A 25,804-nucleotide genomic window follows, 5' to 3' on the forward strand; every position below is an offset into this window, starting at 1 on the left:
ACCCACGAGGTGTGGCCGAGCCGAAGGACCCCTCCGGTACATATGTGGTACCCAAGGAGGCCTTCGGCTCGCCGGGGAGTTGTCCACGGCGGTGCGGTTGTCCACAGGCTGAGCGGTCCGGTATGTGTGATGCCCGGATGGCGCGTCACGGTCGGCTGGTGGGTACACGGGCGGACGTTGATTGGTATGACGTCGACGCGGCGGCGCCGAACCGCGTGTTGACGCGGCCCGAGCTGCATCGGCTCGGTGTGACCCAGCGCATGATCTGGGCGCGTGTACGCCACGGCGGCCCCTGGCGACGGCTGCTCCCCGGCGTGATCATGTTGCGTAACGGGACCCCCACCCGCACGCAGGCCGTCGACGGCGCGCTGCGGTACGCGGGCAACGGGGCCGTCGTTACCGGCTTGGCGGCCGCAGAGCTGTACGGCATGCGGAAGATCCCCGAGTCCGAACAGGTTCACCTCCTCATCCCGCACCACAACAAGCGGGTCAGCGCAGGCTACGCCCTCATCGAACGCACCACACGGACACCGGCCACCGTTGTCAAGCAGGGCTTCCCCGTCGCAGACGTCACCAGAGCGGTACTGGATGCCGCCAGGCGGATGACGGACCGTAGCGCCGTCGAAGCACTGATCGCTGAGGCCGTACAACGCAGGTGGACGACGCCACGTCGCTTGCGAAAGGAACTCGAGGAAGGCTCCGACCGTGGCTCCGCGCTCCCCCGCGCCGTGCTCCCGGTGATCGAGGCAGGAGCACACTCCACTGCCGAAGCTCGTGGGGCGGAGTTGGCCGACCGGTCGGGGTTGCCGCGGATGCGGTGGAACGTGCGGCTACGAACCGTCGATGGCAGGATCCTGCCCAGGCCGGACGGCTGGCTCGACGACGTGTGCCTCGCGTGGGAGATCGACTCCTACGAGTACCACCTCTCGCCTGCTGACTACGCGCGCACACTGCGCAGGCATGCCACGATGACGGCGCACGGCATCATCGTCGTGCACACGTTGCCCTCGCGATTGACGTCCGAACCCGACGCCGTCATAGCCGAGCTGCGCGCGGCGTACCACCACGCCGCGCGGCGCCCACGCCCTGCCATCATCGCCGAGTGATCACCGGTGAGCCTGCGCGTCCCCGGCTGTCGGGCTGCGGGGCAGCCGACGGGGTCGAGCCGAAGGCCTCCTCGGGTACCACATATGTACCGAGGGAGTCCTTCGGCTCGCCCCTACCGGGGCTGCACCAGGCGGGCGAGCTCGAAGTGCATCGGGTCCGTCCACTCCCAGTGGCCGCCCCAGGCGAAACCCCACCGTTGGAAGATCGCGACGACGTCCCTGTCGATCTCGCCGGGCGTGCCACGCTGGTTGGTAGAGACGTTGATATCGACCGCGATACCCCACGTGTGCAGCGACAGGCCCCGCGCGGGATCGCGCCCGATGAACCGTGGGACGTAACACCCACCGTAGTCAGCCGGGTCGATGGCGTCCGCCAGTCCGCGTTCGACGATCTCCTCCAATGCGGCGCGCAGCTGGCTGAGCAGCACCCGGTGGCACGTCACCCGGCCGAGTAGCGGAACGCGCGCGGTGCGGATATTGGCGCTCACCCAGTCTGGATCGGGTTCGACCGTGCCATCGGAGAAGTAGCGGTACCGGAACGAGCCGACGGCCTCGGCGACCGATCCACCGCTGAGGTTGGCCAACCGCCTGCTGCCACGTTCCCCGCCGCGTACCGTGTCCTGCTCGTCGGCGAGTGAGCGCACGACGGCGTGCTCGCCGGTCATCGACCGGATCGACTCCGCGAGGTCGACCAGCTCGGCACGGCCTGCGGACAGCACTACCGCGTTGTCCCGTGTGATGCCGAGCTGCCCGGCGCGCCGCTCGTTGACCACCCCGTCGACGCCCGGGATGGTGGCGGCGTACGCGCCGATCCGCAACGTCATGCCCATGCCCCGCGTGCGCACATCAAGCGCGCCGCCGAGTGGGCCATCCAGATCCGCACCGATGCCGTGCTCGAGCGCGATGTCCCCCGCGGAGATCACCTCCCAGACATCGTCGTTGGTGGCCGTTGCCTCCGGGGTGAACGCGCGGATCCGCCCGAGGTCCCCGCCCGCGACCGTGATCGCCCGCTCACCCACGGCGACCGAGCTCACCGACAGCGATGCGGCCGCGCGCACGCCTGCCAGCTCGCGGACCTCGTCCACGAACCCGTCGGGGAGCGTCTCGCTTCCCATGACCATCAGGTCCGGGCCGTGCAGCTCGCCGTCGAACTCCCCCGGCACGGCGACCTCCGCTGCCTCGTCAGGGTCGTCGCTACCGGCGGCTACCTCGGCCGCCGCCACGTCCGTTCGATCTCGAACACCGTCCTCATCGGCGAGACCGCATCCGGCCACGAACCCGGCGATCAGGAAAGCGACCACGCGTCGCGGCACGGTTCGTCCGGCCCGCCTCATCCGTGCCCGGCGAGTTGCCGCTGTTCGAAGCCGACCGGCTGACAGATCCTGCACGCGGTCAGGTTCCGAGTCCGCGCCTCGCTGAGCCGGATCAGGTGAGTCCGGTCGCTGGACTCCGGCAGATGACAGTCCTGGCGATGGTAGGAGTCCTCACCCGCCAGGACCATGTCCGCGGAGTCGGCACCCGCCAGCGCCTGGGCGCCCTGCCGTTCGGTGGCCTGCACCAGCCGATCGATGGCGGCCTCCAGCCGCGCCCGGTCGGCGCGCTGGTTCTGCACGACGAGCAGCGCCGAGCCGATGACGACCAGGCACAGCCCCGCGACTCCACCGGAGATCAGGTAGGGGAACTGGGCGGGCACGTAGTCCCAGGTCGCCGCGCCGTTCCAGCCGAGGAACACGGCGACGAACCCGGCGAGGCACAGCGCCATACCGAGATGGCTCGTCAGGCGGTTGAGATTGGTCCTCACTCGTGACTCCTCTCCTGCGAGACCCCGGTGCCGTGTCCGCGAGTCCGGCTAGGCACCGAGGTAGGCCTCACGCAAGTTCACCTGCTGCACCTCGTCACCCACGCCCGTGTACACCAGGGTTCCCTTCTCCATGATCAGCGCCCGGTCCGCGAACGGCAGGGCACCGGCGTTCTGCTCGACCATCAGCACCGTTGTGCCGTCGGCCTTGATCCGGGACGTCACCTCCCATACCACCCGCGCCACGGTCGGGCTCAGTCCGAGCGAGGCCTCGTCGATCAGCAGGAGCTTCGGGCGGGACATCAGCGCGCGGCCGACGGCCAGCATCTGCTGCTCGCCGCCGGACAGCGTGCCTGCGAGCTGGCCGGAGCGCTCCGACAGGCGCGGGAAGTAGTCGAGCACGAGGGACATCTGGTCGCGCACCACAGCCGAGCTCTTCCGCCGGGTCCACGCGCCCAGCTTGAGGTTCTGGCGTACGGTCAGCCCCGGGAACACCCGCCGGCCCTCCGGGCACAGCGAGATGCCCGCGGACACCCGCGCCGACGGCGACTTGTGCCCGAGGTCGCGCCCGGCGAAGTGCACCCGGCCCGACTGGGGCCGCAGGAGCCCGGCGATGGTGCTCACCGTGGTGGTCTTGCCCGCGCCGTTGAGCCCGAGCAGCACACACACCTCCCCCTCCTGCACGGTGAAATCGACGCCGTGCAACACCGGGAACTGCCCGTAGCCAACGACCAGACCCTCCACATGCAACAACGCCATCACGCATACTCCTCTTCCCGCACCACCGGCAGCGTCCCTGCGGTCCCGGACTCCGTCCCGGCATCCGCCTCCGCTCCACCGCCCTCGACGGGTTCCTCACCGAGGTAGGCGCGGGCGACCTCGGGGTGGTTGCGTACGTGCTCGGGTGCCCCCTCGGCGAGTACCTCTCCGAAGTTGAAGCAGTACACGTAGTCCGATACCTGGGTCACCAGCGGCACGTGATGGTCGATCATCACGATCGATGTGCCGAACTGCTTGCGCAGGGCCAGCAACGTCTCGCCGAGCCCGTGCGCCTCCTCCGGGCCCATTCCGGACCCGGGTTCGTCGAGCAGCAGCAGATCGGGATCGGTTGCCAGCACGGTGGCGATCTCCACTCGCTTGAGCATGCCGTACGGCAGGTCCGCGACCGTCGTGTCGGCCACATCGGACAACCCGAGCAGCGCGAGCAGCTGGCGCCCCCTGCGGGTGATCCTGCCTTCCTCGATGAAACTGTTGAGCCCGCCCGCGATGCCGAACCAGGGGTTGTACTCCGTCTCCAGGTGCTGGGCGGTGCGCAGGTTCTCCAGCACGGTCGCTCCCTTGACCAGCCCCACGTTCTGGAACGTGCGGCCGATGCCGAGCGCCGCTCGCTTGTGTACATCGAGCCTGCTGACATTGCGGCCCCGGTAACGGACCTTCCCTCTGGTCGGCCGGTAGAAGCCCGTGATGCAGTTGAACAGGGTGGTCTTGCCGGCCCCGTTCGGACCGATGATCCCGACGATCTCCCATTCACCGACCTCGAGCGAGACGTTCTGCAGCGCCTTGACCCCACCGAAGTGGATGCTCACCGCGTCGACGTCAAGCACGGACATCGCTGACCTCCACTTCCTTGAGCTTGCCTGCGTTGCGGTCGAACCGCTTACCCAGCATCCAGTCCTTGACCGGACCGATCAGCTGTCCGATACCCCCTGGCAGCAGCGTGATCACGATCAGCAGCAGGAACGGGCCGATGACGATCCCGGTGAACTCCGCGGGCAGGCCGATCGTGCGCTCCAGGAAACCACCGCCCTCGGAGCCGCCTCCCTCGCCGAGGCCGGCGAAGAACGCCGACCCGATCACCACCCCGATGCGGTTACGCAGCCCTCCGACCACCGTCATCACCACGAAGATCAGGGCTAGCTGGAAGTCGAAGATGCCGGGCACGATGATCTGCTGGTGATGCGCCATGAGCGCACCACCGATTCCGGCGAACGTGCCGGACACCACGAACGCCAGCAGCGTGTACCGCCGCACGTCGATGCCGTAGCTGGCGGCCACCCGCGGGTTCTCCCGCAGTGCCTGCAGCGCGCGACCGCCCTTGGACCTGGTCAACCGCCAGTCGAGCCAGAGCACCAGCACCAGGAAGGCCAGGCACAGGAAGTAGTACATCTGGTCCTCGGCGAAGCCCGCAGGCCGGTCCGCCGGCTTGCCCCCCTCACCACCGGTGATCTCGGAGACAGCGAACAGGCTGTTCTCGGCGAACGTACCGTAGGCAAGGCTGACGAGCGCGAAGTACAGCCCCGTCACCCGCAGCGACACCGCTCCGAGCGCCAGCGCCTGCACCGCCCCGAACCCGGCAGCGACGACCACGCCGAACCAGAACCCGAGACCGAGGTTGGTGACCACGTACGCGGAGGCGAACGCGCCGATACCGACGAAAGCCTGGTGACCGAGCGAGAGCTGGCCCGCGTAACCGATCAGCACGTTCAGCGACAACCCGATGATCGCGAATATCACCGCGGCGATCGCGAGGTTGATATCGGACACCCCGAAGTCGAATGGCGAGAGCACGTTCGCGGGTACCGCGAGGATCAGCCAGAGCAGCAGCACCCACGCCGCGGCCCGGGCGAACCAGCCGCCCGCGGACGGCCGGAACCAGCCGTTCTCCGCCGCGGCTACCGCGGGGAGGGCTTTGGTGTCGTCGGCCCCGTCCGCGTCCCGGGGCTCGACCGTGCTCGCCTCGGATGCCGCGTGCCCGCGCTTACCCGGTTTCCTGCGTAGCGTCGTGCTCATACCGTCGCCTTCTCCCGAACGAACACTCCCTGGGGCCGCAGCAACAGCACCCCGAGCAGGAACAAGAACAGGAACAGGGCACGCGAACCGTCCACCCCGTCGAAGAGTGTCAACGAGCCGAGCTGCTCGACCACGCCGACCACGAGACCTCCGAGTACGGCCCCCGGCATGCTGCGCATCCCGGCGAGAACGGCTGCCATGAAGCCCTGCAGCAACGCCGCTCCCGCGCCGAACGTGAGAAAGCCGGCGGTGAACGTCAGGTTCGGTCCGGACAGGACACCAGCGAGCCCGCCGAGAAACGCGGCGATACCCCAGGTCAACATCGAGACCCTGCGCACGCTGATACCCACCAGCTCGGAGGCCGTGGCTTCCTGCTGCGCCGCCTGCACGGCGAGCCCCGTCGGTGACCGGAAGAACAACGCGAGCCCGACGGCGACCGCGAGGAGCACCAGCAAGGTAATGACCTGCTGGTGGGTCACCGGAGTACCGAACGGCTCGCCTGCCACTCCCTCGATCATCCTGGGCATCTGCCGGATGGGCTGCGCGTTGTTCTGCCAGAACTGGATGCCGATCGCGGCCAGCGCCACACCTGCCGTTCCCACCAGCAACGTCACCCGCGAGCTGTCGCGGAGCGGACGGATGATCAACCGCTCGGTGGCCAACCCCATCGCCACGGCGGCGGCCAGCCCGAACAGCACGCCGAAGGCGTAGTGCCAGCCCCAGAGCTCGACGGCAACGAACGCGGCGAACAACCCCGTCGTGCCGAACTCGGTCTGCGCGAAGTTGAACACCCTGGACGCCCGGTAGACCAGCACGATGCCCAGCGCGACCATGCTGTACACGCTGCCGGTGAGCACACCGATAACCAGCGCGGCACCAATCTCGTCAATCATCAGGGACTCACGTTCAGTCGCGTGGTAATGAACTCGGGATCGGAACCGCATCGCGCCTCGCGCAAATGCATAGCGGTACCACCGAATCGCGTGTCACCGTTGAATCGCACAGCGGGATAAACACCGTTGTCGAAGGTATCCCCGCTTTCCAGGGTGGCTGTGAAGCTTTCCCGGGAAAGGTCCTCTCCGGCGGCCTCGGCAATTTGCGCTACCATTTTCTCGATCCCCCACAACGCCACCCCGATGTCGTCGGGTTCGGAATTGTTCTTCTGCCGGTAGGAAGGCGTGTAGTTCGGATCCATCTCGTCGATCTTGTCCGTGCCCGGGAACGACGAGTAGTACTGCGCTCCCTCTATCTGCGGGCACCCGCCGGTGGCCACGATGTCGAGCCCGTTGGTGTTTCCCGGCCCCATCCAGGTGACCGTGCAGGTCATCGACTTGCTCACGTTGATCAGTCCGGACGGGCTCGCGTTCCACACCGCGACATCGGCACCGCTCGCGCAGATCCGCCTGCCGATCTCCGGCGCGTCGCGCGCCCCGGTGTCCTTGGGAACGCGCTGCGCGTGCACCAGGCTGGTGTTCGCGTCCAGCTCGCTCTCCGCCTCCTGGTAGAAGCTGTTCAGGCTGTCGTTGTCCCCGACGAGCAGGGCCACGTCACTGCCGGAGTGATCCGAATCGATCAGGTCGGTGATCAGCGGGATCTGTTGCTCGTAGGTCAGGGACAGGGCGTAGAACGCGTCCGTGGCGATCGACCCGAGCCCGGGGCGCTCCTCGTGCACTCCTGCCGAGAGGTACGGAACTCCGACGGTCTCGGCGTAGCGCGCGCACGCGTCGATCTGGTCGGAGCCACCACCCCCGATGAGCAGGAAGACTTCCTCCTCCTCGGCCATCTCGCGGCACACCGATCGTGCCTGGTTCGGGTCGAACCCGTCGTCCCGGAAGATGACCTCCAGGTCACGGCCGTGGATCCCGACCTGGTCGTTGATGTACTCGGCGTAGACACCGACGCCGTCGCGGAAAGACTCCTGGGGGAAGGCCGCTGCGCCGGTCACCGGCGCGTGGATGCCGATCGTGATCGCGTCGTCGGTCACACCCGTGGTGTCACCGGGGCCGGAACCACCGTTGCCGCCGCCTGCCGCTCCGTCGCCGCCGTTGCCGGTCGTCTCCGCGGATCCGCCTGCCTGTTCGCGTGCACCGTCCCCGGAGCTTTCCGGTGCACCGTTCTCGCCGGTCGCCGGCGCGTCCCCCAAGGCGCCCTGACGCCCGTCACCCGCCTCGCCGGACTGGCCGGAGCCGGACTGTCCGGGCTGGCCACCGGCGAACCCCGTGACGCCGGCCTTCTGCCCGCACGCTGCGAGCAACACGGCCGAGGCGAGCACCGCGGCGGTACCCAGTCTCGCGCGCAGCCGCATCACGTACCCCCCGCCGCGGAAGGGCCGCCCCGGGACCAGCGTTGCAACGCGCGGCTCACCCCGTGTCCCGACGAGCCGGTGGTGGGCTCGCCGCGCGGCCCCAAAGCCAGCATCGCGATGTAGGCGACGCCGAGTGCGGCAGGGACAAGTAACCACGCTGCCCACGGGATGCCGTCGTACACCGACGGCTGCGCCGGTCCGGCAGCGAGGTCCGGGTCGTTCCCCGAGCCGCCGTCAGCCGATGTCACCGGTGCCTCGGCGTCTTCCGGGATCTCGCCGTCCCCGGCCGCGACGGCCGCCTCGTCGTCACTTCCGGGTGCCGCGGGAGCGGCTTCCTCGGCAGGCGCTCCGGCTGCGTCCGGGGCCCCGGCCACCGATTCACCGATCTCCTCGGCGTCGCCGCCGCCCGCACCGCCGGGAGCGCTGCCGCCCTCGGCGTCAACGGTGATCCCGATCGCCTCGTGGTCCAGACCCTCGTAGGCCACCTGGAAGCTCTCCGCCGACTCGGCCTCCGCGACGAGCATGATCGATTGGGGTGTCTCGCCGTCCTCGGCGACCCAGGAGCTCGCCAGCGACGTCAGGTCGAACGTCCATGTGCCGTCCTCGTCGCGGATGCCCTCCGCCGAGCCGGCCTCGCAGTCGACCTCCGGGCGGGTCTCCCACGCTGCGGCTTCCTCGTCGGCCCAGAAGGACTCGGTGATCTGGCACGCCCGGACGACCGCGTCCTCCTCGTTGACGTTCGCCCCGGACTCCTCGCTCTCCCGCAGCGCAAGGGTCGCCGAACGCATCTCGGCGCCGGGCCGAGCCTCCAGCGCGAACTCGATCGCGGAGATCTTCTCGCGGTCGCCACCCGCTGCCGCCACCGGGATCGCACCTTCCGGCACGTTCGACGGCGGCGGCTCCTGCGGAACGAAGCCCGTGTCGTCCTCCGGGGTCTCGTTGAGCGCCCACCACCAACCGTCCTTGACGACGGCGGCCCCGCTCATCTCGCCGGGCTCCGCCTGGCCGCCTTCCCCCTCTCCGGGTTCCTCCGCGAAGACATAACCGTTCATGCCCCCAGAAATCACGATCACCAATGTCGCAATCGCCCCCGGACCGGCGACTTTCCGGCACGCTGAAACAATTCGCTGCCGCACAGACATCGATCTCCTGCCTTCGACGACCCGGTTCCGGACTATGACCTGGATAACGAACGCCACCCGAGTGGGTTACGCGTCAGAATGGTCCATCCGGCGAGGACCGTCGGGGCCCTGTCAATGACGGTTGTTTTGTTTATCGACGGATACACGTGGCGGGACCGCGCGGCGGCGAAAGGAACCCGAACGGGACGATGTGGACGGCCGGCAACGGCGTGAACCGGCCGTCCGGGCAGGGAGAGAGGTACGGTGTAACGCTGCCCGGAACCGGATCACACGTGGAGTCGCTCCCCTTCCGGCATGTGCCGCACAGGTGTTCACACGGTGGCGGCAGGGTGTCAGTCGGCGCCGAGCATGCGCGACACGAGCCCCGCGTACGCGCTCGCGAGCTCACCGGGGTCGGGGCCGGTGGAATGCGTGTACCAGCGCGCGACGTCGATACCCAGCGACAGCACGGCACGCGCAGCTGCCTTCACGTCGTCGACCCGGAAGTCACCGGAGGACTGTCCCTCCATGATCACCTCGCGTACCACGCGCTCGGTCTCTCGTCGCAGCCCGGCGACGACCTCGAACTCCTCACGCGGTAAGGCGGTGAGCTCGTACTGCACCACCCTGGCGACCAGATGACGGTGCGCGTGCCAGGCGACGAACTCCTGTACCAGTTCACGCATCCGCGCCACCGGCGGCTCGGGCCGCTGCGCCACCGAACGCACCAGCGCGAGTGCCTTCTCGTGTCCGGTCCTGCTGATGGCGAACAGCACGGCCGCCTTCGATGGAAAGTGCACGTAGAGCGCGGCGGGACTCATCCCGGCCGCTGTCGCGATGTCCCGGGTGGTCGTCGCGTGATAGCCACGTTCGGCGAAGGACTCGACGGCAGCGGCCATCAGCCTGCGCGCGGCGTCCGGCCGAACCTCGGGCCACAGGTCGAGCGAGGACTGCTCGGTCATGGAGCCGGATGCAGGTCCACGAGGGGTCCGAGCACGCCGTGATGCGCGCTCGGGCTTCCCAGCGCGATCTCGTCGGCCTTGGCACGTTTCAGGTAGAGATGCGCCGGGTGTTCCCAGGTCATACCGATCCCACCGTGCAGCTGGACGCACTCCTCCGCCGCGTGCCGCGCCACCCGCGCGCACAACGACTGGGCCACACCGACGGCGACGGGAGCGTCGTCACTCGCTGTCGCCAGCTGGTCGGCCGCGTACCGCGCCGCCGCCCGCGCCACGACCAGCTCGTACCACAGGTCGGCGAGCCGGTGTTTGAGCGCCTGGTAGGACGCAAGGGCCCGGCCGAACTGGTACCTCTGCTTGAGGTACTCGACGGTACTGTCCAGACACCACTCGGCCACACCGACCTGCTCGGAGGCGAGGACGCCAGCGCCGGTGCGGACCGCGTCGTCCAGCACCGTTGCCGCCAGATCCGGATCCGCGATCCGTACACCTGCCACGTCGTCGAACTCGACATCGGACACCGGCCTCGTGATGTCGAACGACGTGACCGCATCGACGGCGACCCGGCCTTCCGCGGCGTCGACCACGTACAGCTCCGGCCCGTCCGCGCCACGGGCGGGAACGATCAGGCAGTCGGCGCTCGCACCGTCGGCTACGGTACGGACCGATCCGGACAGTCTCCCCTCGCCTGCGCGCACCGCGGTGGGAAAGGACCCACCGACACACGACGACAGCGGCACCACAAGCGTGGCGGTCCGGTTGCCAGCAGCCACGTCCGCGAGTACGGCATCGCGCTGCTGACCGGCCCGGCATCCGAGAAGCGCGCTCGTGGCCAACACGGCGCTACCGAGGAACGGCACCGGAGCCACGAACCGCCCGAGCTCCTCGGCCACGACCGCGACTTCCCGCACGCTCGCGCCCTGCCCGCCGAGCTCGTCCGGAACGTGCAGCGACGTGGCGCCGAGCTGGGTGGCCAACGTGTGCCACAACGCGGGGTCCCCGGTCTCGCCTTCCTCGCAGCGCTCGAGAACGCGCTCGGGAGGACACCGGTCCGTGAGCAGGTCCCGTACGCTGGCACGCAGGTCCTGTTCTTCCGTGCTGTAGAGCAGGTTCGGGCTCATCGCGGCAGATCCTTCCATGGCACGTCCTTGTCAGCGCGCGCCTCCGCTGGCAAGCCGAGCACGCGCTCGGCGATGATGTTGCGCAGTACCTCGGAGGTTCCCCCCTCGATCGAGTTCCCCTTCGCCCTGAGGTAGCGGTACCCGGCAGTGCGCCCTGTGAAGTTGACCGTTTCCGGGCGACGCAGGCTCCAGTCGTCGTAGCGCAGGCCCTCCTGCCCGAGCAGCTCCAGCTCCAGCCCGGACAGCTCCTGGGAGAGCCGGGCGAAGCCGAGCTTCATCGCGGACCCTTCCGGCCCCGGAGAGCCTGCCGCGAGCTGTTGCCCCAGGCGCTTGCCTGCCAGGCGCAGGGCCTCCGCCTCGACCCACAGCGCCATGAGCCGGTCGTAGGTGGCCGCGTCGGCACCCTCCGGGCGCTTCCGCCAGGTATCGGCGACGACACCCGACATACCGCCCTCCCGGGGCATCGGCCTGCCGCCGATGGCCACCCGCTCGTTCATCAGTGTCGTCTGGGCGACACGCCATCCCTCGCCGACCTCGCCGAGGCGGTTGGAATCCGGGATCCATGCCTCGTTGAGGAAGACCTCGTTGAACTCCGCCTCCCCGGTGATCTGGCGTAGCGGTCGCACCTCGACCCCGGGATCGGTCATGTCGCAGACGAAGTAGCTCATTCCCTTGTGCTTCGGCGCGTCGGGATCCGTCCGCGTGAGCAAGATCGCCCACCTGGCGTTGTGCGCGCTCGATGTCCAGACCTTCTGACCGGTCACGCGCCAGCCATCACCCTCGCGCTCGGCCCGCGTACCCACCGAGGCGAGGTCGGATCCGGCTCCGGGTTCGCTGAACAGCTGGCACCACACCTCGTCCCCGGTCCACAAGGGCCGCAGGAAGCGCTGTTTCTGCTCGTCCGTTCCGAACGCCAGGATCGTCGGAGCGGCCATACCCAGCCCGATACCGATCCTGGAGGGCTCGTTGTCCGGGGCTCCCGCGGCTTCGAGCTCGGCATCGACGACCGACTGCAGTGCTCGCGGGGCACCGAGCCCGCCGAGGCCCTCCGGGTAGTGCACCCACGCGAGGCCCGCGTCGAACCGGGCGCGCAGGAACTCGCCACGATCGGTCGTCGCGGGGTCGTTCGATGCCAGGAACTCGCGCGTCCGGGAGCGGAGCCCCTCGGCGTCGAGCTCGGCGGTGTCTGTAACGGATTCGCTCATCGGCTCAGTCCCTCGGTCCGCCGGCAACATAGATGACTTGGCCGGAGATGAACCCGGCTTCCTCGCTGACCAGGAACGACACCGTGGCCGCGATATCGGACGGCTGCCCGACCCTGCGCACAGGTATCTGCTCGGCCGCCCCCTTCTTGAAGTCCTCGTACGGCACGCCCACGCGTTCGGCCGTGGCCGCCGTCATCTCGCTCTCGATGAACCCGGGCGCGATGGCGTTGGCCGTCACACCGAACTTGCCGAGCTCGACCGCGAGCGTCTTGGTGAACCCCTGCAGGCCCGCCTTCGCCGTGGAGTAGTTCGCCTGCCCCCTGTTGCCGAGCGCGGACACGCTGGACAGGTTCACCACGCGCCCCCAGCCCGCCTCGGTCTGGTGAGCCTGCACGGCCCTGCTCATCAGGAACGAGCCCCGCAGGTGCACGCCCATCACCGCGTCCCAGTCCTCGTCGCTCATCTTGAACAGCAGGTTGTCCTTGGTGATGCCGGCGTTGTTCACCAGAACCGTTGGCGCGCCGAGCTCCTCGGTCACCCGCCGCACGGCGGCATCGACGTCCCCGGAGGAGCTGACGTCCGCTCCGACCGCGATGGCCCGGCCGCCTGCCGAGGTGATCGCCGTGATCGTCTCCGCGCAGCCGGCCTCGTCCAGGTCGACGACACCGACGGCGAAACCGTCCTGCGCCAGCCGTATGGCGATCGCCGCGCCGATGCCGCGCGCGGCGCCGGTGACGATGGCGGTACGTGATTGGGCCACGGTTACCTCCAACAGAATCGCTGTCCGACAGCTCAACCCACCACAGGCTAAGCAACCGCTTAGTACGTTACCGCTCCACGTCTCCCCGTGTCCAGCACCACATGAGCGATGATCGCGCGACGGGGCACGGCGCACCGCTCACACGCCTACACCCCGGGAGGCCACCGGGTGCTGCTACGACTGAGCGCGCGCCGAATGCCCCGTCACAACGGCAGCGAAACAGCGAATGGCTAGGCAGACCCCCAGACTGCCTAGCCATGCGAGACACACCTCAGAATGCGCTTCGACGTGGCGCATTCACATGAGTTGCTGTCACCATCGGAACCTATCGAGGTAGCTGGCGCAGCGTCAACCGATGTGATGTACATCCATGTACCCTCTTTACATCAGTTGAAATTCGTAACGGAGGTTGTGGCATGTCCGCAGGGGAGCTCGGAACACTGGCAGACCGCATCAATCACCTGTTCGCCACGGTGCACCCCGCGGGCCGCGGCCCGTACAGCAACGAGGAGGCCGCCGCCGCGATCACCGAGCAGGCCTCGACATCCATCTCGGCCACCTACATCTGGATGCTGCGGAAGGGGCATCGCGACAACCCCACGATGAAGCACCTCGAAGCCCTGGCAACGTTCTTCGGGGTGCCCGCTGCCTACTTCTTCGACGACGCGATCGCCGCGGACGTCGCCGCCGAGCTGGAGGCACTCACCGCGCTGAAGAACGCGGGAGTCCATCACGTCGCGCTGCGTGCCGCTGGGCTGTCCGAGCGCAGCCTGGACTCGATCATCGACGTGATCAACCGTGTCCGGGAGCTGGAAGGTTTGCCCCGCGACGACGATTCCCGACAATGAAGCAGGAACGACGTCAGCGTCACACCCCGCGTACGTGTCCGCGGGACCCAGGACGACGAGCAGTATGGGACAGCCCCAGGTGAGCAAGGACGGACTGAAGCGGCGGTGCCGGAGGCGACTGCGAGAGCTGGAGATCCCGGATCCCTTCGATCTCGACAGGTTCTGTGCGAGCCTGAGCGAACGGACGGGTCGTCCCATCCGGCTGCTCGCCCTGGAACTCTCCCCGTCCAGCCCCTGCGGGATGTGGCTGTCCACCGCGACGACCGACTACGTGATCTACCAGTCGGCGACCGACCCGCTCCATCAGGAGCACATCGTCCTGCACGAGCTCAGCCACATCGCCTGCGCGCACAGCGCGACCTCGGTCCTGCGCACGGACACGGCCGAGCGGCTCCTGCCGCATCTCGACGGCGACATGGTCCACAGCGTCCTCGCCCGTAGCCACTACACGCAGGACCAGGAGCGGGAGGCCGAGTTGATGGCCTCGTTGATCCTGCACAGGGCCCGCAGGGACTCGTGGGCGGAGGCGACGCCTGCCCGCAGGGTCCAGCTCTCCGCCGAGGACGACGCCAGGATCGCCGCGCGGATCGAGCGATCCCTGCAGAACCCGGTCAGGTGTCGACCATGACGACGGCACTGTACTCGCTGTGCGCGGCGGGCGCGTGGGTCGCGGCGGGATACAAGCTCTCCGCGACGCGCAAGCTCCGCGACCCCACCGTGGCCGCGGTATGCGTGACCTTGGCCCTGATGGGCATGGTGTTCACCGCTTCCATACCTCCGTTGCGGGTGTGGCTCGACCACCAGCTCACGTCTGTCAACCTCGGGGTCCTGCTCACCCTCCTCTGCGTGGTCGCGTTCAGCACCTCCGCGCAGGTCATGCTGCTGCTGTGGACCAACACCCCCGAGAACGCTCGCGGGGCCGTCCGCAACCGGCTCATCGCGCTGGCCGGGGTCGTGGTCCTGATCACCGTGCTCTACCTCGGTGCGCACCCGGGTCCGCACGACCACTCGTTCTCCCGGAGCAGCGCCGGAAGCCTCGGCTACGCGGCCTGCCTGCTGATCTACCTGGCGGCACTCGGCATCGCCATGCTCGCCATCGCCAGGCTCGGATGGCGGTACGCGCGCCTGACCGGCCGTCCGCTCGTGGCACACGGGTTACGGCTGGCGGCAGCCGGAGCCACGCTCGTGCTCGCCTACTGCGTATACCGGCTCGGCACGCTCGTCGGCTCCTGGCTCGGCAGCGACATGGCGCGCCTGGAGACGCTGTCGCGATTCATCGCGGGCAACGGGGCATTGTTGATCATGCTGGGCCTGACGTTGCCGTCCTGGGGCCCCCTGTTCGTCCACGGCTTCGACCATCTCCGCCGCTACGCCCGCTACCAGCGTCTGCACCCGCTGTGGCTGTCGATCGTGGCCGAGCGACACCCGGAGCTCGTCCTGGACCGCTCGACCGCCCGAGCCCTACGCAGGTTCGCGCCCGGCGAGCTGGACTTTCGCGTGTACCGCCGCATTATCGAGCTGTTCGACGCGCGGCTGGCGTTGCGCCCCTACATCGACCCTGCCGCGCGGGAACGCGCCCGCCGGCTGACCCGGCACTTGGACGAGCACGAGCGCTCCGCGATCGTCGCCGCCACCGAGTTGCGCAGCGCTGTCCGGGCCGAGCGCGCGGGAGCTCCCGCCGATCACGAGCCACCCGAGGCGGAGGAGGCGCCGCTCGACGGTGACGTCGTATCCGCGCTCGCCTGGTGGGTTCGTGTCGCGCGAGCGTACGCCCGGTCCGGGTGGGTCGCCGAGGCCCTGGCGGCGTCCACGGACGCGCCCGCGGACGCGGCTACGCCGGATTCTCCGCGGCGACCTGAGTGAACAGCCGCTCCGCACGCAACGCGGCGTAACCGGGCTTGATGACGTCGTTGATCAGGGCGAGGCGCTGGTCGAACGGGAGGAACGCCGACTTCATCGCGTTGACCGTGAACCACTGCAGGTCGTCGAGCGTGTAGCCGAAGGCGTCCACGAGCTCGGTGAACTCGCGGCTCATGGATGTCCCGCCCATGAGCCGGTTGTCGGTGTTGACCGTGACGCGGAAGTACAGGCTGCGCAACAGCCGGATCGGATGCTCGGCGATCGAGGGAGCCGCACCCGTCTGCACGTTGGAGGTCGGGCACATTTCCAGGGGGATACGCAGGTCCCGCACGTAGGAGGCCAGCCTGCCGAGCCGCACGCTCCCGGAGTCCGAGACGGTGATGTCGTCCACGATCCGCACGCCGTGCCCGAGGCGCTCCGCGCCGCACCGCTGGATCGCCTCCCAGATCGACGGGAGTCCGAACGCCTCACCCGCGTGGATCGTGAAGTGCGCGTTCTGCCTGCGCAGGTACTCGAAGGTGTCCAGGTTCCTTGTCGGCGGGAACCCCGCCTCCGGGCCTGCGATGTCGAATCCCAGCACGCCCTCGTCCCGGTACCGTACGGCCAGCTCCGCGATCTCCGCCGAGCGCGCGTTCTGGCGCATCGCGCACAGCAACGTGCCCATCCGTATCCGCCTGCCGGAGGCAGCGGTACGGCGCTCGCCCTCGCGGAATCCCTCCTGCACAGCCTGCACGATCTCGGGCAGCGTGAGCCCCGACTCCAGGAACAGCTCGGGCGCGTAGCGCACCTCGGCGTAGACGACTCCGTCCGCGGCCAGATCCTCCGCGCACTCGGCAGCGACGCGTGCCAGCGCGTCCGCGGACTGCATCACGCCGACCGTGTGACCGAAGGTTTCCAGGTAGCGCTCGAGCGACCCCGAATCGGCGGAGTTCACGAACCATTCACCGAGCTCGTCCGCATCGGTGGTGGGGAGCTTGCGGTACCCGGCCTCGCCTGCGAGCTCGACCACCGTCTCCGGGCGCACGCCACCGTCCAGGTGGTCGTGCAAAACCACCTTGGGCGCCCGGCTGATCCGATCCCGCGTCGCGGCGTTCAGTTCATCCCGCACCCGCACCTCCTCCTGGACTGTTCGCGGCTTGTGGCCGTCTGGCAGTAGATCGGGTCCGGCGCGAGTCCCCGCAGGGCACGCACCGAGGCCTACATCCAGGATCGCACGGATATGCCCGTCCCCGGTGCACCTGCGGTGGGAGCCGAACGTGACACCCGGCGCCTTCTAGGAACCCGCTGTCACCTTCGGCTCCCACCCGCAGGGTGGATTACTGGCCGGAGCTGTCGAACGGTGCGGTCAGGCAGGCCAGGCGGTCCCCGGCGGCGCCTGCCTCCCCCTCCTCGGTAGCGGTCTCGGCTTCGGCGTGCACGACGACCGAGGCCGGAGCACGCTCGGCGAAGCCGAACGGCACCTCCGCGGTGACCTCGGCGTCGCCTGCCCCGTCGGTGGCGAAGTCCAGCCAGATCTCGTTGTCCGGGTTGGCATAGTCCGGGTCCGTGGAGGGCGTGTTCGGATCGACCTCGTGCTGGAAGTGCGGTCCGGCGTCGGAGCCCTCGGCACCGCACGGGTCGGTGTGCGCGTGTGCCGCGTAGGCGCGGTCCGGAACCAGCCCCCGCACAGACAGCGTCACCGACGTCGTGTCACCTTCGTCCACGTCAACGCCGAGCTCGGCACCTTCCGGAGCCAGCTCCGCATCGTAGGTGTAGGCGCCGTCCGCCGCCTCCGGAGCGGCGAGTACCCCGCTGTGGCTGACCGTCCGGGCTCCGGAGCCTTCCGAGTCGTCCGTCCCGGCTTCCTCGTCGCCGTTACCGTTGCCGGCGCAGCCCGCCATGAGCAGTCCCGTGGTGGCCACGGCCGCGACCAAGCCGCGAGCCGGGCTCGTACGTTGTGCAGTAGTTCGCATACGGTCAGTGTTGCTGATCATGTCGAGCGACCCGGACCCGACCCGTGCGGCACCGGGTCGTACGAATCGCACCGGCGAGGCGACGCCGCGTACCGGGCATGCGTTGAGCGGAGGGTAACTTCGCACGCCACCGGGGCGTCCGTTCGCGGGCCGGTGCCCGCGCCGCGATACTGCCGCCGGGCGATCGCCCGCCTGCCGTCGCGAGCAGGTCACGCATCACCCCTGCCGGGCAGGGCCGCGCGGCGTCCCCGGTTCCGTGCCGAATTGGTTGCGTGAACCTACCCAGTCCGATCCGTATTGTTCTGCGGGTCCGCTTGCCGCAGGGTTGTCACGCCGATCGGAGATATCCCGATCGTCACCGGAAAACCCCTGCACATGCCGTGCGCGACCACCTCGACGCGCGGCCCGACATCAGCGGAGACACGCATGAGACGGACACGTGTAGCCGGCATCACCGGCGCAATCGTGATGATCTTCGGTTCCCTCGCTACCGGTGCGATCCCGGCAGCGGCGGAATCGGCATCGACCCAGCCGGTCACCGGATCCGGCGCGACCCCGGCTGCCGGCGACGGCATCGTCGATGCCGTCCAGGAGGATCTCGGCACCACGGCGGAACGCGCCACCGAGATCCTCGCCGATCAGGCCGAGGCCGGCGTGCTCCGGTCCGCGCTCGACGACGCGCTCGGTCCGGACTTCGGCGGCGCGTACTACGACGAGAGCACCGGAGAGCTCTTCGCGGGCGTGACCGACCCGGCCAGGCTGGACACGGTGCGCGGGCTCGGCGCCGAGGGCGTCCTCGTCGAGTACAGCGCGGACCAGCTGGATGCGGCGGTGGACAAGCTGAACCGCCACGAGCGACGGGCACCCGAGTCCGTGACCGGATGGGGAGTCGCTCCCACGACGAACTCGGTGACGGTCACCGTGCGGGACGGCGCCACGGACGAAGCCCGCTCGTACGTCCGCGAGGCAGGCGTCGACGCGGGTAAGGTTCGCTACGAGCACACCGCGGACGAACCGCGGCTGCTCAGCAACCTCCGCGGAGGCGACTCCTACAACATGTCCAGGAGCCGTTGCTCGATCGGCTTCTCCGTGCAGGGCGGGTTCCTGTCCGCGGGCCACTGTCCCGCGCTTGGCGGCACCAGCCTGAGCAAGAACGGCCGCTACCTCGGCACAGCCACCTCGTACCGGTTCCCCGGAGCCGACTGGGCACTGGCACGGGTCACCAGTAGCTGGACCCCCACGCCTCAGGTCGCCGGTCTCGGCACCGTCCGCGGCGCGCAGGAGGCGCCGGTGGGTGCCAGGGCGTGCAAGTCGGGCTCGACATCCGGTGTGACATGCGGCGTCATCCAGGCCAAGAACCGGACCGTCCGGTACTCGCAGGGCGCCGTGTACGGCCTGACGCAAACCACCATCCACGCGAGCCCCGGCGACTCCGGCGGGTCGGTCATGGCGGCAGGCGGCCAGGCACAGGGCATGGTCTCCGGAGGAAGTCAGTCCACAATGTATTTCGAGCCCGTACGGCGCGCGCTGCGGGCCACCGGCGCGCGGCTGGTCACCGGCTGAGCGTCACCCGCAGCGGCGGGGCATCCGCGCGCACACGCCGGGTGCCCCGCCCCGCCGTGCCGCGCCGTGCCGCGCCGCGCCGCGCCGCGCGGACACTGTTCGGCCGGGCGGTGGTGGCTAACGACGACGTAGTTCGAACCGCGATCGCACCCCGAGCTTGCGCAGTACCCGCGCCACGTGATGCTCGGCCGTGCGCGGGGACAGGAACAGCACCTCGGCGATCTCCCTGTTCGTCAGTCCCCGGCTGAGCAGGCCGGCGACCTCCTTCTCCCTGGGGGACAGTGCGTTGCCGTAGCCACGCCTCCCCCGGCGCGAGGCGACCACCCCGCCCGCGCTCCGGACCGCGCTGCGGCAACGAGCGGCATCCCTGGTAGCGCCGAGGGCCTCGAACGCCTCCGCGACAGCCGGGACCAGTTCGGTCGGCTGCCCGTCGCCCTCGGCGATCCGGCAGTACGCCGCGGACTCGGCCGCCACCGCCGCGTGATACGGAGCGGGTAGCTCCGCGTAGCGTTGCCGGGCACAGTCCAGGGCAGCCGCGGCCTCACGAGGCCGCCCGGTCCATCGCAACCGGCTACCCCGTGCCGCTACGGCGGCAGCGTGCGCCAGCGGGGCCTCCCGCCCTCGGATACCGCGCTCGAACTCGGAGCCCACCCGCTCCGCGGCACCGGGCCGACCCAGCTGTCCGAGCGACTCGGTCAGCACCGGCACGAGCGGCGCCGCCCAGACCCACACCCCCTTGCCATGCACCATCGACCACGCCCGCGACGCCACCTCGTAGGCAGCTTCGGGTTCCTGCCGGGACAGATGCATCCTGGCCAGCTCCGCGGTGGCGGCCAGCACGCGCGGGGTGTACGCGCGGGCGTCGGTCAGTCCCGCCGAACCGAGGTGGGTTGCCGCCGCGTCCCACTCCCCTTTCGCCACGGCCAGCGCGCCGTGCACCAGCGCCAGTTCGGTACGCACGACCTCGATATCCGCGCAACGCGCGGCGAGCTCGCCGCATCGCTCCGCGAGCCCGGTCCAGTTCCCGGTGAGCCAGTCGAGCCTGGCTTGCAACCCGCGACCGATGTCGATCATGAACGTGGCACATTCCTGAGCCTGCGCGAGCCGGAGACCGCTGTCCAGGAACCGCCGCGCGCGCCGTAGATGGCCGACCCAGGACAGCGCGTCGGCGAGGTAAAGGTGTGCCCGGGTGAGGTACTGATGCTCCTCGCCGGAGCGTGCCTGCGCCGGGAGCACGGCGATACGCTGCCAGATGTCCGGTGTGCCGATCTGGACGAGGTTCTGCAGCTGGTTGGCGAGCACGTTGGTCAGCGCGGGCCCATCCGGGAGCCGGCCGAGCTCGCGATCGACCCGGTTGATCCACTCGAGGTGGTCCTCCACCGGTGCCGAGCCGACCTGAGCCTGCCCGAGTGCCGACATCGCCAGCAGCGCGTTCGGCGCGTCGTGCTCACGCAACTCGCGCACCGCTGTCCTGAGGTGGCTGCGACCGGCGGCCACCAGCTCGGGTTTGCGCAGCATGACCACGCCGAGCCGGGTCCGGATCAGCCCGCGAGTAGCCACGGGCAGCCGCTCGTCGTCGAGGACCCGCTCGAGGATCCCGGTGACATCGCACCTTCCCCTCGAGCACAGCGCGGCCTTGCTCAGCTTTCCCGCGAGGCGCACCCGCTGCGCGGCCGAGAGCGACGCCTCGGACAGCAGTTCGTGGAGGACCTCGGCGGCCGCGGTCGGCTCACCGATCTCGCGTGCCTGGTCGGCCGCTGCCTCGGCGGTCTCCACCCAGCGCCCGTAGTCCTCTGCGGCCCGGTAGTGCTCGGCGATCCACGCCAGCGGCACCGGGTCCATCCTCGTCAGTACGTCCGCCGCGCGCAGGTGCAGCTGCACGCGTTCCGGCCCGGGCAGCGCCTCGTAGACGGCTTGGCGCGCCAGCGCGTGCACGTACCCGTAACGGTTCCGGCTGGCCTCGACAAGCACGCCCGCGCGCAGGGCCTCCATCAGCGCCGCGGCGGTGCGTTTCCTCGACCGGCCGGTCATACCGCTGAGCAGCTCGATGTCCACCGGCTTGCCAAGCACCGCGACAGCCCGCGCCACGTGCAGGGCGGTCGCCGACAGTGGCGCCAGCCGCTCCTGCATCGCGTGACCGAGCAGTACCGGGACGCCGAGCGACTCGAGCAGCCGAACGGCCCCGGGCCCGTCGGTGTGGACCGGCCCGGCCGCTTCGCCGAGCGCGCGCAGCACTTCCTCGAGCACGAAGGGGATGCCCGCTGTCCGATCGTGCAGCTGGGTGAGCAGTTCCTCGGACTCGGCGTCCGGCCCGAGCGTGGCGCCGACCAGCTCGGCCACCTCGGCACGGCCCAGGCCTGCCAGCCGGACCACGGTACCGGTGACATCACGTCGCAGGCGGTACGCACTGCCCAGCGGACTTCCGTTGCCGCGATGATCCGCGCCGCGGTAGCTGATCACGACGGACAGGCGCTCGGGCATGGTGGCCGCGAGGAAGTTCAGCACGTCCCGGGTGCCGTCGTCCGCCCAGTGCGCGTCCTCGATGACCAGCAGCGTGCGCCCGCACGTCGCGAGGACGTCGCGCATCGCCCGGAACAGCCGGTGCCGTTCCGCGCTGGGGTCGTCGAGCCGATCCGGGCAGGGCGGCAGGTAGGGCGCGAGCTCGGGCAGCAGCGGGCGCAAGGCCCCGGTCAGCGGGCTCAGCCGGGAGCAGCGGCGCAGCCGCTTCTCGACGGCCCGCAGCGCGTCGAGAAGCGGGCCGTAGGAACACGGTTCCCGGAACGGCTGACAGGCCCCGCTCAGCACGTTCCATGAGCTCAACGTCGGCAGCGCGCACAGCTCGTCGATCAGCCGGGTCTTGCCGATGCCGGCGTCCCCTTCGACGAGCGCGACCGACGGAGGTGTGGTGACCGTGTCGAACAGCGCTCCCAGTTCGGCGGACCGGCCGACGAGCGGGAGCGGGCTGATGCGGGCCGACACTACCGGCCCCATCGTCGCGTGCTCGACGGGATGGGCTGACATGGCTACGCGCTCACTCGAACAAGGTGCCACGACCCACCGTTCGGGCAATCCATCTCGACCACATCGCCTTCCCGAGCGATCCACCCCATACCGCGTGACCCACAGATCCATGGCGCGGTTCACTGAGTCTAGTGAAGCTTGCCTAACAGGCAACCCGACAGGAGAGTGAACAATTACGGCGTGTAGCCGTTCTTCCGCGGTGTGGCCACGCATGCCGAACGGATCGCGTCCGGATCGGGACGGCACTCAGCGCGGCGAGCCCGACCGCCGCTCGACGGCGCCGATGCCCGCCCGGCACGAACGCTCGACCGCGCGGTGATTGCGGATCCGGCCCACGATCCCGAACGGCTCCAGCTCGAGACCCGGCTCGCCGCTTCCGTCGCTGACGGTGAACGTCTCCCCGTAGAGCGAGCCCCCGCGGTACCAGGGCTCCCAGCGCTCGAAGTCGGGGCTGTGCCGGTGCCCGTACACGTAAACCCGCGAACCGTCCCCGTCGAGCAGTCCGCCGTCACGCGGCAACACGTCGATGCGCTGAGCGGGCCGCACCGGCCACTCCCGGGCCGTCACCACCTCCACGCACGGTCGTATGCCGTCCCGCCGCACCAGCAGCGCGTCCTCGGCGCGGGAGCGGGCGGGCACCGGCACGGCGGACTCGATCTCCACGACGGTGATCAGCACCCGCGGTACCCACCACCAGTTCTCCCGCCGCGCGAGCAGCCCCTCCGCGCGCAACCGCGTCGGCGGATGCTTGACGATCTCCTGCTCGAGCAGCTTGTCGGTAAAGATCGTTCCGTCCAGGTCGTGCCGCACGCTGACCCGGCCGGTAGCGGCCACGGCCGTCGCATCCTCCCCGAGCGTCCGGGTGTCGGTCACGCTTACCGCCACGCGCTCGGTCACGAGCGAGTCGACCGTGTCCAGATGCAGGTAGGGCAACGCCGCACACGGCATACCGTCCAGCTCGAGCGGCACGACCGGCAGGCCCACCGGGCCGCGCGGACCCAGCCAGGACAGCTCGGCGACAGTGGACCGCCGCCACACCGAGTTGAAGTCCGTCACCTCGCCGTCCTCCCGTATCCGGGTCCCGTGTCCAATGCCCGCATCGGACCGTGCCCGTCCGGCGCTACCCCGCCGACATCACCCGTATCCGTGTGGGCTCGCCCGCTCACACCATAGGGCGATGCGCGGGGCGCCGCGCTGCCGCCCGCCGAACGGCCCGGAAGCCCCTTTGACTGTCCGGCACCTCGTGCTAGGTTGCAGCGACTTCAACGATGCCTTGAAGCGGAGTTCGTGTACGTCAGGCTCTCGGAGGTACCGTCAGATGCCCGCCGTCATCGTTCTGTTGGCCGTACTGGCCGTCTTCGCTGTCGGCTACCGCTACTACTCGGCATACCTCGCCAGAAGTGTGTACGCGCTCGACCCGTCCTATGTCACTCCGGCCCACCGCTACTCCGACGGCATCGACTTCGTCCCCACGAACAAGCACATCGTCTTCGCGCACCACTTCATCTCCGTGGCCGGTGCGGCGCCGATCGTGGGTCCCGCCATCGCGGTGTTCTGGGGATGGCTTCCCGCGCTGCTCTGGGTCGTACTCGGCACGGTCTTCGCGGCGGGCGCGCACGACTTCGGCGCCCTCGTCGTCTCCGTGCGGCACAAGGGGCGCAGCATCGGCACTCTGGCCAAGGACGTGATCAGCTCGCGCGCGCGGACACTGTTCCTGCTCATCATCTACTTCCTGGTCACCATGGTCAACGCGGTGTTCGCCGTGGTGATCGCGACGCTGTTCGTGAACAACCCCGCTGCCGTGCTCCCCGTGCTGCTGACCATCCCCCTGGCCATCGGCGTCGGGCAGTACATCTACCGTAAGCGCACGGCCGCGCTGCTGCCCTCGGTGGTCGCGCTGCTGGTCGTCTACGCGTCCATCTGGCTCGGCCAGCACGTGCCGGTCTCGGTTGACCCGGTCGCCTCGGCGTTCGGGATCGAACCGCTCACCGTGTGGGTCGTGCTGGTGTTCGCCTACACGTTCTTCGCCTCCCGCCTTCCGGTGTGGGTGCTGCTGCAGCCGCGTGACTACATCAACCAGCAACAGATGGTCGTGGCGCTCGCCGTGATCGTGGTCGGCGTGATCATCGGCATGAACACGATCGCCGCTCCGGCCGTCACCGACGTCCCCGCCGACTCACCACCGTGGTTCCCACTGCTGTTCATCACGATCGCCTGTGGTGCCATCTCCGGGTTCCACAGCCTGGTCTCGTCGGGGACGACGGCCAAGCAGCTCGACAAGGAGAGCGACGCGCGCTACGTCGGGTATCTCGGCGCGGTCGGCGAGGGCACGCTCGCGCTGTGCTCCATCCTCGCCTGCACCGCGGGCGTCGTGGCGCTCTCCGCGACGCCGGCCTCCGACTGGCAGGCACGCTACGCCGACTGGCAGACCGCCTCGGACGGCGCGCTCGGCACCTTCACCCGGGGGGTGGCAGGCTTCGCCGAGAACCTCGGGGTGCCCCTGGCTACCGGGACCGTGTTCGCGGCGGTCGTGGTGATCAGCTTCGCCGCGACGAGCCTGGACACCGCGGTGCGCCTGCAACGCTATATCGTGCAGGAGATCGCCGAGATCGTCGGGATCCGCCCGCTCGCGCGCAACCTCACGCTGGCCACGGCCGTGGCGCTGAGCCTGCCGATCGTTCTCGCGCTGCTGCCGGGGAACTTCGCGTTCGGCACGCTGTGGCAGCTGTTCGGCACCACCAACCAGCTCACCGCGGGCCTCGCCCTCGCGGTGATCGCGGTATGGGTGACCAAGCGCCGTCGCAACCCGGTCGTGATTCTCGTGCCGCTGGTCTTCCTGGTGGCGATGACCTCCTGGGCGCTGGTCATCCAGCTCATCGAGTTCGCGACCCACGAGGACCCGCTGCAGGTCTTCCTGCTCGCCCCGCTGGATGCGATCATCTTCGTGCTCGCCATCTGGCTGATCGTCGAGGCCGCCGTCGCACTGCGCGCGGCTTGGGCAGGGCGTACGTCGCCGGACGAGCACGGTGACGGGCTCACCGAGGTCGAGGCGCCGGCAGCGGACCCGGAACGCGATGAACGCTGACGCCCCGCGGTCGCGCACCCGCAAGCAGGTCACGGCCCGGGCACGCGCGTTGCTCACCCGCGCGTGGCGCAAGGCCGAGGAAGCGTTCGACGCGGTCTTCGCCGCGCGCTGGGGCAGCGCACTGCGGCGTGACGCGCGGGACCAGTCCGACACCCTGCGTGCGCTGGTGCTACTGGAGGCCCTGGGGGTGGACAACCCGGTCGGCTACGAGACGCTGGAGCTCATCCCCTACGTTGTCGCCGACATCCATGACTGGCACCGGCGCATGGGGCACGAGGAGCTCGGCGAACCGGGAGTGTGCTGTTGACGC

The 25,804-nt window shown here is 69.5% G+C and carries 23 protein-coding genes; 7 read left to right on the forward strand and 16 right to left on the reverse strand.

Features of this window, described 5'->3' with window-relative positions:
* Window positions 1–158: 158 nt before the first annotated feature.
* Entirely contained in the window at window positions 159–1,106 is a 948-nt protein-coding gene (locus tag H0B56_RS11085) for a hypothetical protein (RefSeq protein WP_343063849.1), read from the forward strand.
* Between the two features lie 113 nt (window positions 1,107–1,219).
* Here the strand turns inward: H0B56_RS11085 and H0B56_RS23460 are convergent, their stop codons facing one another.
* From H0B56_RS23460 to fabG, 12 genes are all read right to left on the reverse strand, one after another.
* The gene (locus tag H0B56_RS23460; protein ID WP_180892875.1) at window positions 1,220–2,419 is read right to left on the reverse strand and encodes a M15 family metallopeptidase; all 1,200 of its coding nucleotides are present in this window, start codon (window positions 2,417–2,419) and stop codon (window positions 1,220–1,222) included.
* A gap of 17 nt (window positions 2,420–2,436) precedes the next feature.
* Window positions 2,437–2,907: a hypothetical protein gene (locus tag H0B56_RS11095; RefSeq protein ID WP_180892876.1), complete on the reverse strand. Its 471-nt coding sequence runs from the start codon at window positions 2,905–2,907 to the stop codon at window positions 2,437–2,439.
* Between the two features lie 48 nt (window positions 2,908–2,955).
* Window positions 2,956–3,663 carry an ABC transporter ATP-binding protein gene (locus tag H0B56_RS11100; protein ID WP_246361090.1) on the reverse strand — a complete coding sequence of 236 codons (708 nt, stop codon included), beginning with the start codon at window positions 3,661–3,663 and terminating at the stop codon, window positions 2,956–2,958.
* Window positions 3,663–4,514 carry an ABC transporter ATP-binding protein gene (locus H0B56_RS11105; protein WP_180892878.1) on the reverse strand — a complete coding sequence of 284 codons (852 nt, stop codon included), beginning with the start codon at window positions 4,512–4,514 and terminating at the stop codon, window positions 3,663–3,665. Before H0B56_RS11105 ends, H0B56_RS11100 begins: the two co-directional genes overlap by 1 nt.
* Window positions 4,501–5,694 (reverse strand): branched-chain amino acid ABC transporter permease, encoded by a 1,194-nt coding sequence (locus H0B56_RS11110; RefSeq protein WP_180892879.1) that lies wholly within the window; start codon window positions 5,692–5,694, stop codon window positions 4,501–4,503. The genes H0B56_RS11105 and H0B56_RS11110 overlap by 14 nt, the downstream gene beginning before the upstream one ends.
* Window positions 5,691–6,587 carry a branched-chain amino acid ABC transporter permease gene (locus tag H0B56_RS11115; RefSeq protein WP_180892880.1) on the reverse strand — a complete coding sequence of 299 codons (897 nt, stop codon included), beginning with the start codon at window positions 6,585–6,587 and terminating at the stop codon, window positions 5,691–5,693. The genes H0B56_RS11110 and H0B56_RS11115 overlap by 4 nt, the downstream gene beginning before the upstream one ends.
* On the reverse strand, window positions 6,587–7,999 hold the full coding sequence (locus tag H0B56_RS11120; RefSeq protein WP_180892881.1) for an ABC transporter substrate-binding protein: 1,413 nt from the start codon (window positions 7,997–7,999) through the stop codon (window positions 6,587–6,589). The genes H0B56_RS11115 and H0B56_RS11120 overlap by 1 nt, the downstream gene beginning before the upstream one ends.
* The gene (locus H0B56_RS11125; protein ID WP_180892882.1) at window positions 7,999–9,051 is read right to left on the reverse strand and encodes a DNRLRE domain-containing protein; all 1,053 of its coding nucleotides are present in this window, start codon (window positions 9,049–9,051) and stop codon (window positions 7,999–8,001) included. Before H0B56_RS11125 ends, H0B56_RS11120 begins: the two co-directional genes overlap by 1 nt.
* A gap of 422 nt (window positions 9,052–9,473) precedes the next feature.
* Complete coding sequence (locus H0B56_RS11130; RefSeq protein ID WP_180892883.1) at window positions 9,474–10,082, reverse strand: TetR/AcrR family transcriptional regulator; 609 nt, start codon at window positions 10,080–10,082, stop codon at window positions 9,474–9,476.
* Window positions 10,079–11,218, reverse strand: coding sequence for an acyl-CoA dehydrogenase family protein (locus H0B56_RS11135; protein WP_246361029.1), 1,140 nt, complete (start codon window positions 11,216–11,218; stop codon window positions 10,079–10,081). The genes H0B56_RS11130 and H0B56_RS11135 overlap by 4 nt, the downstream gene beginning before the upstream one ends.
* A complete protein-coding gene (locus H0B56_RS11140; protein ID WP_180892884.1) occupies window positions 11,197–12,405 on the reverse strand; it encodes an acyl-CoA dehydrogenase family protein in 1,209 nt (402 codons plus the stop codon). Before H0B56_RS11140 ends, H0B56_RS11135 begins: the two co-directional genes overlap by 22 nt.
* 4 nt (window positions 12,406–12,409) lie before the next feature.
* Window positions 12,410–13,165 carry a 3-oxoacyl-ACP reductase FabG gene (fabG, locus tag H0B56_RS11145; RefSeq protein WP_180892885.1) on the reverse strand — a complete coding sequence of 252 codons (756 nt, stop codon included), beginning with the start codon at window positions 13,163–13,165 and terminating at the stop codon, window positions 12,410–12,412.
* Between the two features lie 416 nt (window positions 13,166–13,581).
* On the opposite strand from fabG, the gene H0B56_RS11150 reads away from it, so the two are divergent.
* The 3 genes from H0B56_RS11150 (at window position 13,582) to H0B56_RS11160 (ending at window position 15,876) form a co-directional block, all read left to right on the forward strand.
* Window positions 13,582–14,013 (forward strand): XRE family transcriptional regulator, encoded by a 432-nt coding sequence (locus H0B56_RS11150; RefSeq protein WP_180892886.1) that lies wholly within the window; start codon window positions 13,582–13,584, stop codon window positions 14,011–14,013.
* A gap of 64 nt (window positions 14,014–14,077) precedes the next feature.
* The gene (locus tag H0B56_RS11155) at window positions 14,078–14,641 is read left to right on the forward strand and encodes a hypothetical protein (RefSeq protein ID WP_180892887.1); all 564 of its coding nucleotides are present in this window, start codon (window positions 14,078–14,080) and stop codon (window positions 14,639–14,641) included.
* On the forward strand, window positions 14,638–15,876 hold the full coding sequence (locus tag H0B56_RS11160; protein WP_180892888.1) for an MAB_1171c family putative transporter: 1,239 nt from the start codon (window positions 14,638–14,640) through the stop codon (window positions 15,874–15,876). Before H0B56_RS11155 ends, H0B56_RS11160 begins: the two co-directional genes overlap by 4 nt.
* Here the strand turns inward: H0B56_RS11160 and H0B56_RS11165 are convergent.
* Entirely contained in the window at window positions 15,845–16,981 is a 1,137-nt protein-coding gene (locus H0B56_RS11165) for an adenosine deaminase (RefSeq protein WP_343063850.1), read from the reverse strand. The two genes, H0B56_RS11160 and H0B56_RS11165, sit on opposite strands and share 32 nt — an antisense overlap.
* Before the next feature lie 208 nt (window positions 16,982–17,189).
* Complete coding sequence (locus H0B56_RS11170) at window positions 17,190–17,825, reverse strand: superoxide dismutase family protein (RefSeq protein WP_219632568.1); 636 nt, start codon at window positions 17,823–17,825, stop codon at window positions 17,190–17,192.
* Window positions 17,826–18,251: 426 nt separating this feature from the next.
* On the opposite strand from H0B56_RS11170, the gene H0B56_RS11175 reads away from it, so the two are divergent.
* Window positions 18,252–19,388: a S1 family peptidase gene (locus H0B56_RS11175; RefSeq protein ID WP_180892889.1), complete on the forward strand. Its 1,137-nt coding sequence runs from the start codon at window positions 18,252–18,254 to the stop codon at window positions 19,386–19,388.
* Between the two features lie 117 nt (window positions 19,389–19,505).
* Here the strand turns inward: H0B56_RS11175 and H0B56_RS11180 are convergent, their stop codons facing one another.
* Together H0B56_RS11180 and H0B56_RS11185 are read right to left on the reverse strand one after the other, a co-directional pair.
* Window positions 19,506–22,409 (reverse strand): ATP-binding protein, encoded by a 2,904-nt coding sequence (locus H0B56_RS11180; protein WP_180892890.1) that lies wholly within the window; start codon window positions 22,407–22,409, stop codon window positions 19,506–19,508.
* Between the two features lie 246 nt (window positions 22,410–22,655).
* Complete coding sequence (locus H0B56_RS11185) at window positions 22,656–23,465, reverse strand: hypothetical protein (protein ID WP_180892891.1); 810 nt, start codon at window positions 23,463–23,465, stop codon at window positions 22,656–22,658.
* A gap of 262 nt (window positions 23,466–23,727) precedes the next feature.
* On the opposite strand from H0B56_RS11185, the gene H0B56_RS11190 reads away from it, so the two are divergent.
* Window positions 23,728–25,494, forward strand: coding sequence for a carbon starvation CstA family protein (locus tag H0B56_RS11190; RefSeq protein WP_180892892.1), 1,767 nt, complete (start codon window positions 23,728–23,730; stop codon window positions 25,492–25,494).
* The gene (locus tag H0B56_RS11195) at window positions 25,484–25,801 is read left to right on the forward strand and encodes a cory-CC-star protein (RefSeq protein ID WP_246361030.1); all 318 of its coding nucleotides are present in this window, start codon (window positions 25,484–25,486) and stop codon (window positions 25,799–25,801) included. Before H0B56_RS11190 ends, H0B56_RS11195 begins: the two co-directional genes overlap by 11 nt.
* The last annotated feature ends 3 nt before the right edge of the window (window positions 25,802–25,804 follow it).

It is taken from the genome of Haloechinothrix aidingensis, from assembly GCF_013450155.1.
In the GTDB taxonomy this organism is placed as follows: Bacteria; Actinomycetota; Actinomycetes; order Mycobacteriales; family Pseudonocardiaceae; genus Haloechinothrix; species Haloechinothrix aidingensis.

Bases quoted from the DNA above. Each gene is read 5' to 3' on its own strand.
- H0B56_RS11135 (WP_246361029.1), bottom strand. From the start codon at position 11,218: ATGGAAGGATCTGCCGCGATGAGCCCGAACCTGCTCTACAGCACGGAA.
- H0B56_RS11155 (WP_180892887.1), top strand. From the start codon at position 14,078: ATGGGACAGCCCCAGGTGAGCAAGGACGGACTGAAGCGGCGGTGCCGG.
- H0B56_RS11125 (WP_180892882.1), bottom strand. From the start codon at position 9,051: ATGAACGGTTATGTCTTCGCGGAGGAACCCGGAGAGGGGGAAGGCGGC.
- H0B56_RS11100 (WP_246361090.1), bottom strand. From the start codon at position 3,663: ATGGCGTTGTTGCATGTGGAGGGTCTGGTCGTTGGCTACGGGCAGTTC.
- H0B56_RS11115 (WP_180892880.1), bottom strand. From the start codon at position 6,587: ATGATTGACGAGATTGGTGCCGCGCTGGTTATCGGTGTGCTCACCGGC.
- H0B56_RS11120 (WP_180892881.1), bottom strand. From the start codon at position 7,999: ATGCGGCTGCGCGCGAGACTGGGTACCGCCGCGGTGCTCGCCTCGGCC.
- H0B56_RS11105 (WP_180892878.1), bottom strand. From the start codon at position 4,514: ATGTCCGTGCTTGACGTCGACGCGGTGAGCATCCACTTCGGTGGGGTC.
- H0B56_RS11180 (WP_180892890.1), bottom strand. From the start codon at position 22,409: ATGTCAGCCCATCCCGTCGAGCACGCGACGATGGGGCCGGTAGTGTCG.
- H0B56_RS11150 (WP_180892886.1), top strand. From the start codon at position 13,582: ATGTCCGCAGGGGAGCTCGGAACACTGGCAGACCGCATCAATCACCTG.
- H0B56_RS11190 (WP_180892892.1), top strand. From the start codon at position 23,728: ATGCCCGCCGTCATCGTTCTGTTGGCCGTACTGGCCGTCTTCGCTGTC.
- H0B56_RS11170 (WP_219632568.1), bottom strand. From the start codon at position 17,825: ATGCGAACTACTGCACAACGTACGAGCCCGGCTCGCGGCTTGGTCGCG.
- H0B56_RS11175 (WP_180892889.1), top strand. From the start codon at position 18,252: ATGAGACGGACACGTGTAGCCGGCATCACCGGCGCAATCGTGATGATC.
- H0B56_RS11195 (WP_246361030.1), top strand. From the start codon at position 25,484: ATGAACGCTGACGCCCCGCGGTCGCGCACCCGCAAGCAGGTCACGGCC.
- H0B56_RS11140 (WP_180892884.1), bottom strand. From the start codon at position 12,405: ATGAGCGAATCCGTTACAGACACCGCCGAGCTCGACGCCGAGGGGCTC.
- H0B56_RS11160 (WP_180892888.1), top strand. From the start codon at position 14,638: ATGACGACGGCACTGTACTCGCTGTGCGCGGCGGGCGCGTGGGTCGCG.
- H0B56_RS11130 (WP_180892883.1), bottom strand. From the start codon at position 10,082: ATGACCGAGCAGTCCTCGCTCGACCTGTGGCCCGAGGTTCGGCCGGAC.
- H0B56_RS11110 (WP_180892879.1), bottom strand. From the start codon at position 5,694: ATGAGCACGACGCTACGCAGGAAACCGGGTAAGCGCGGGCACGCGGCA.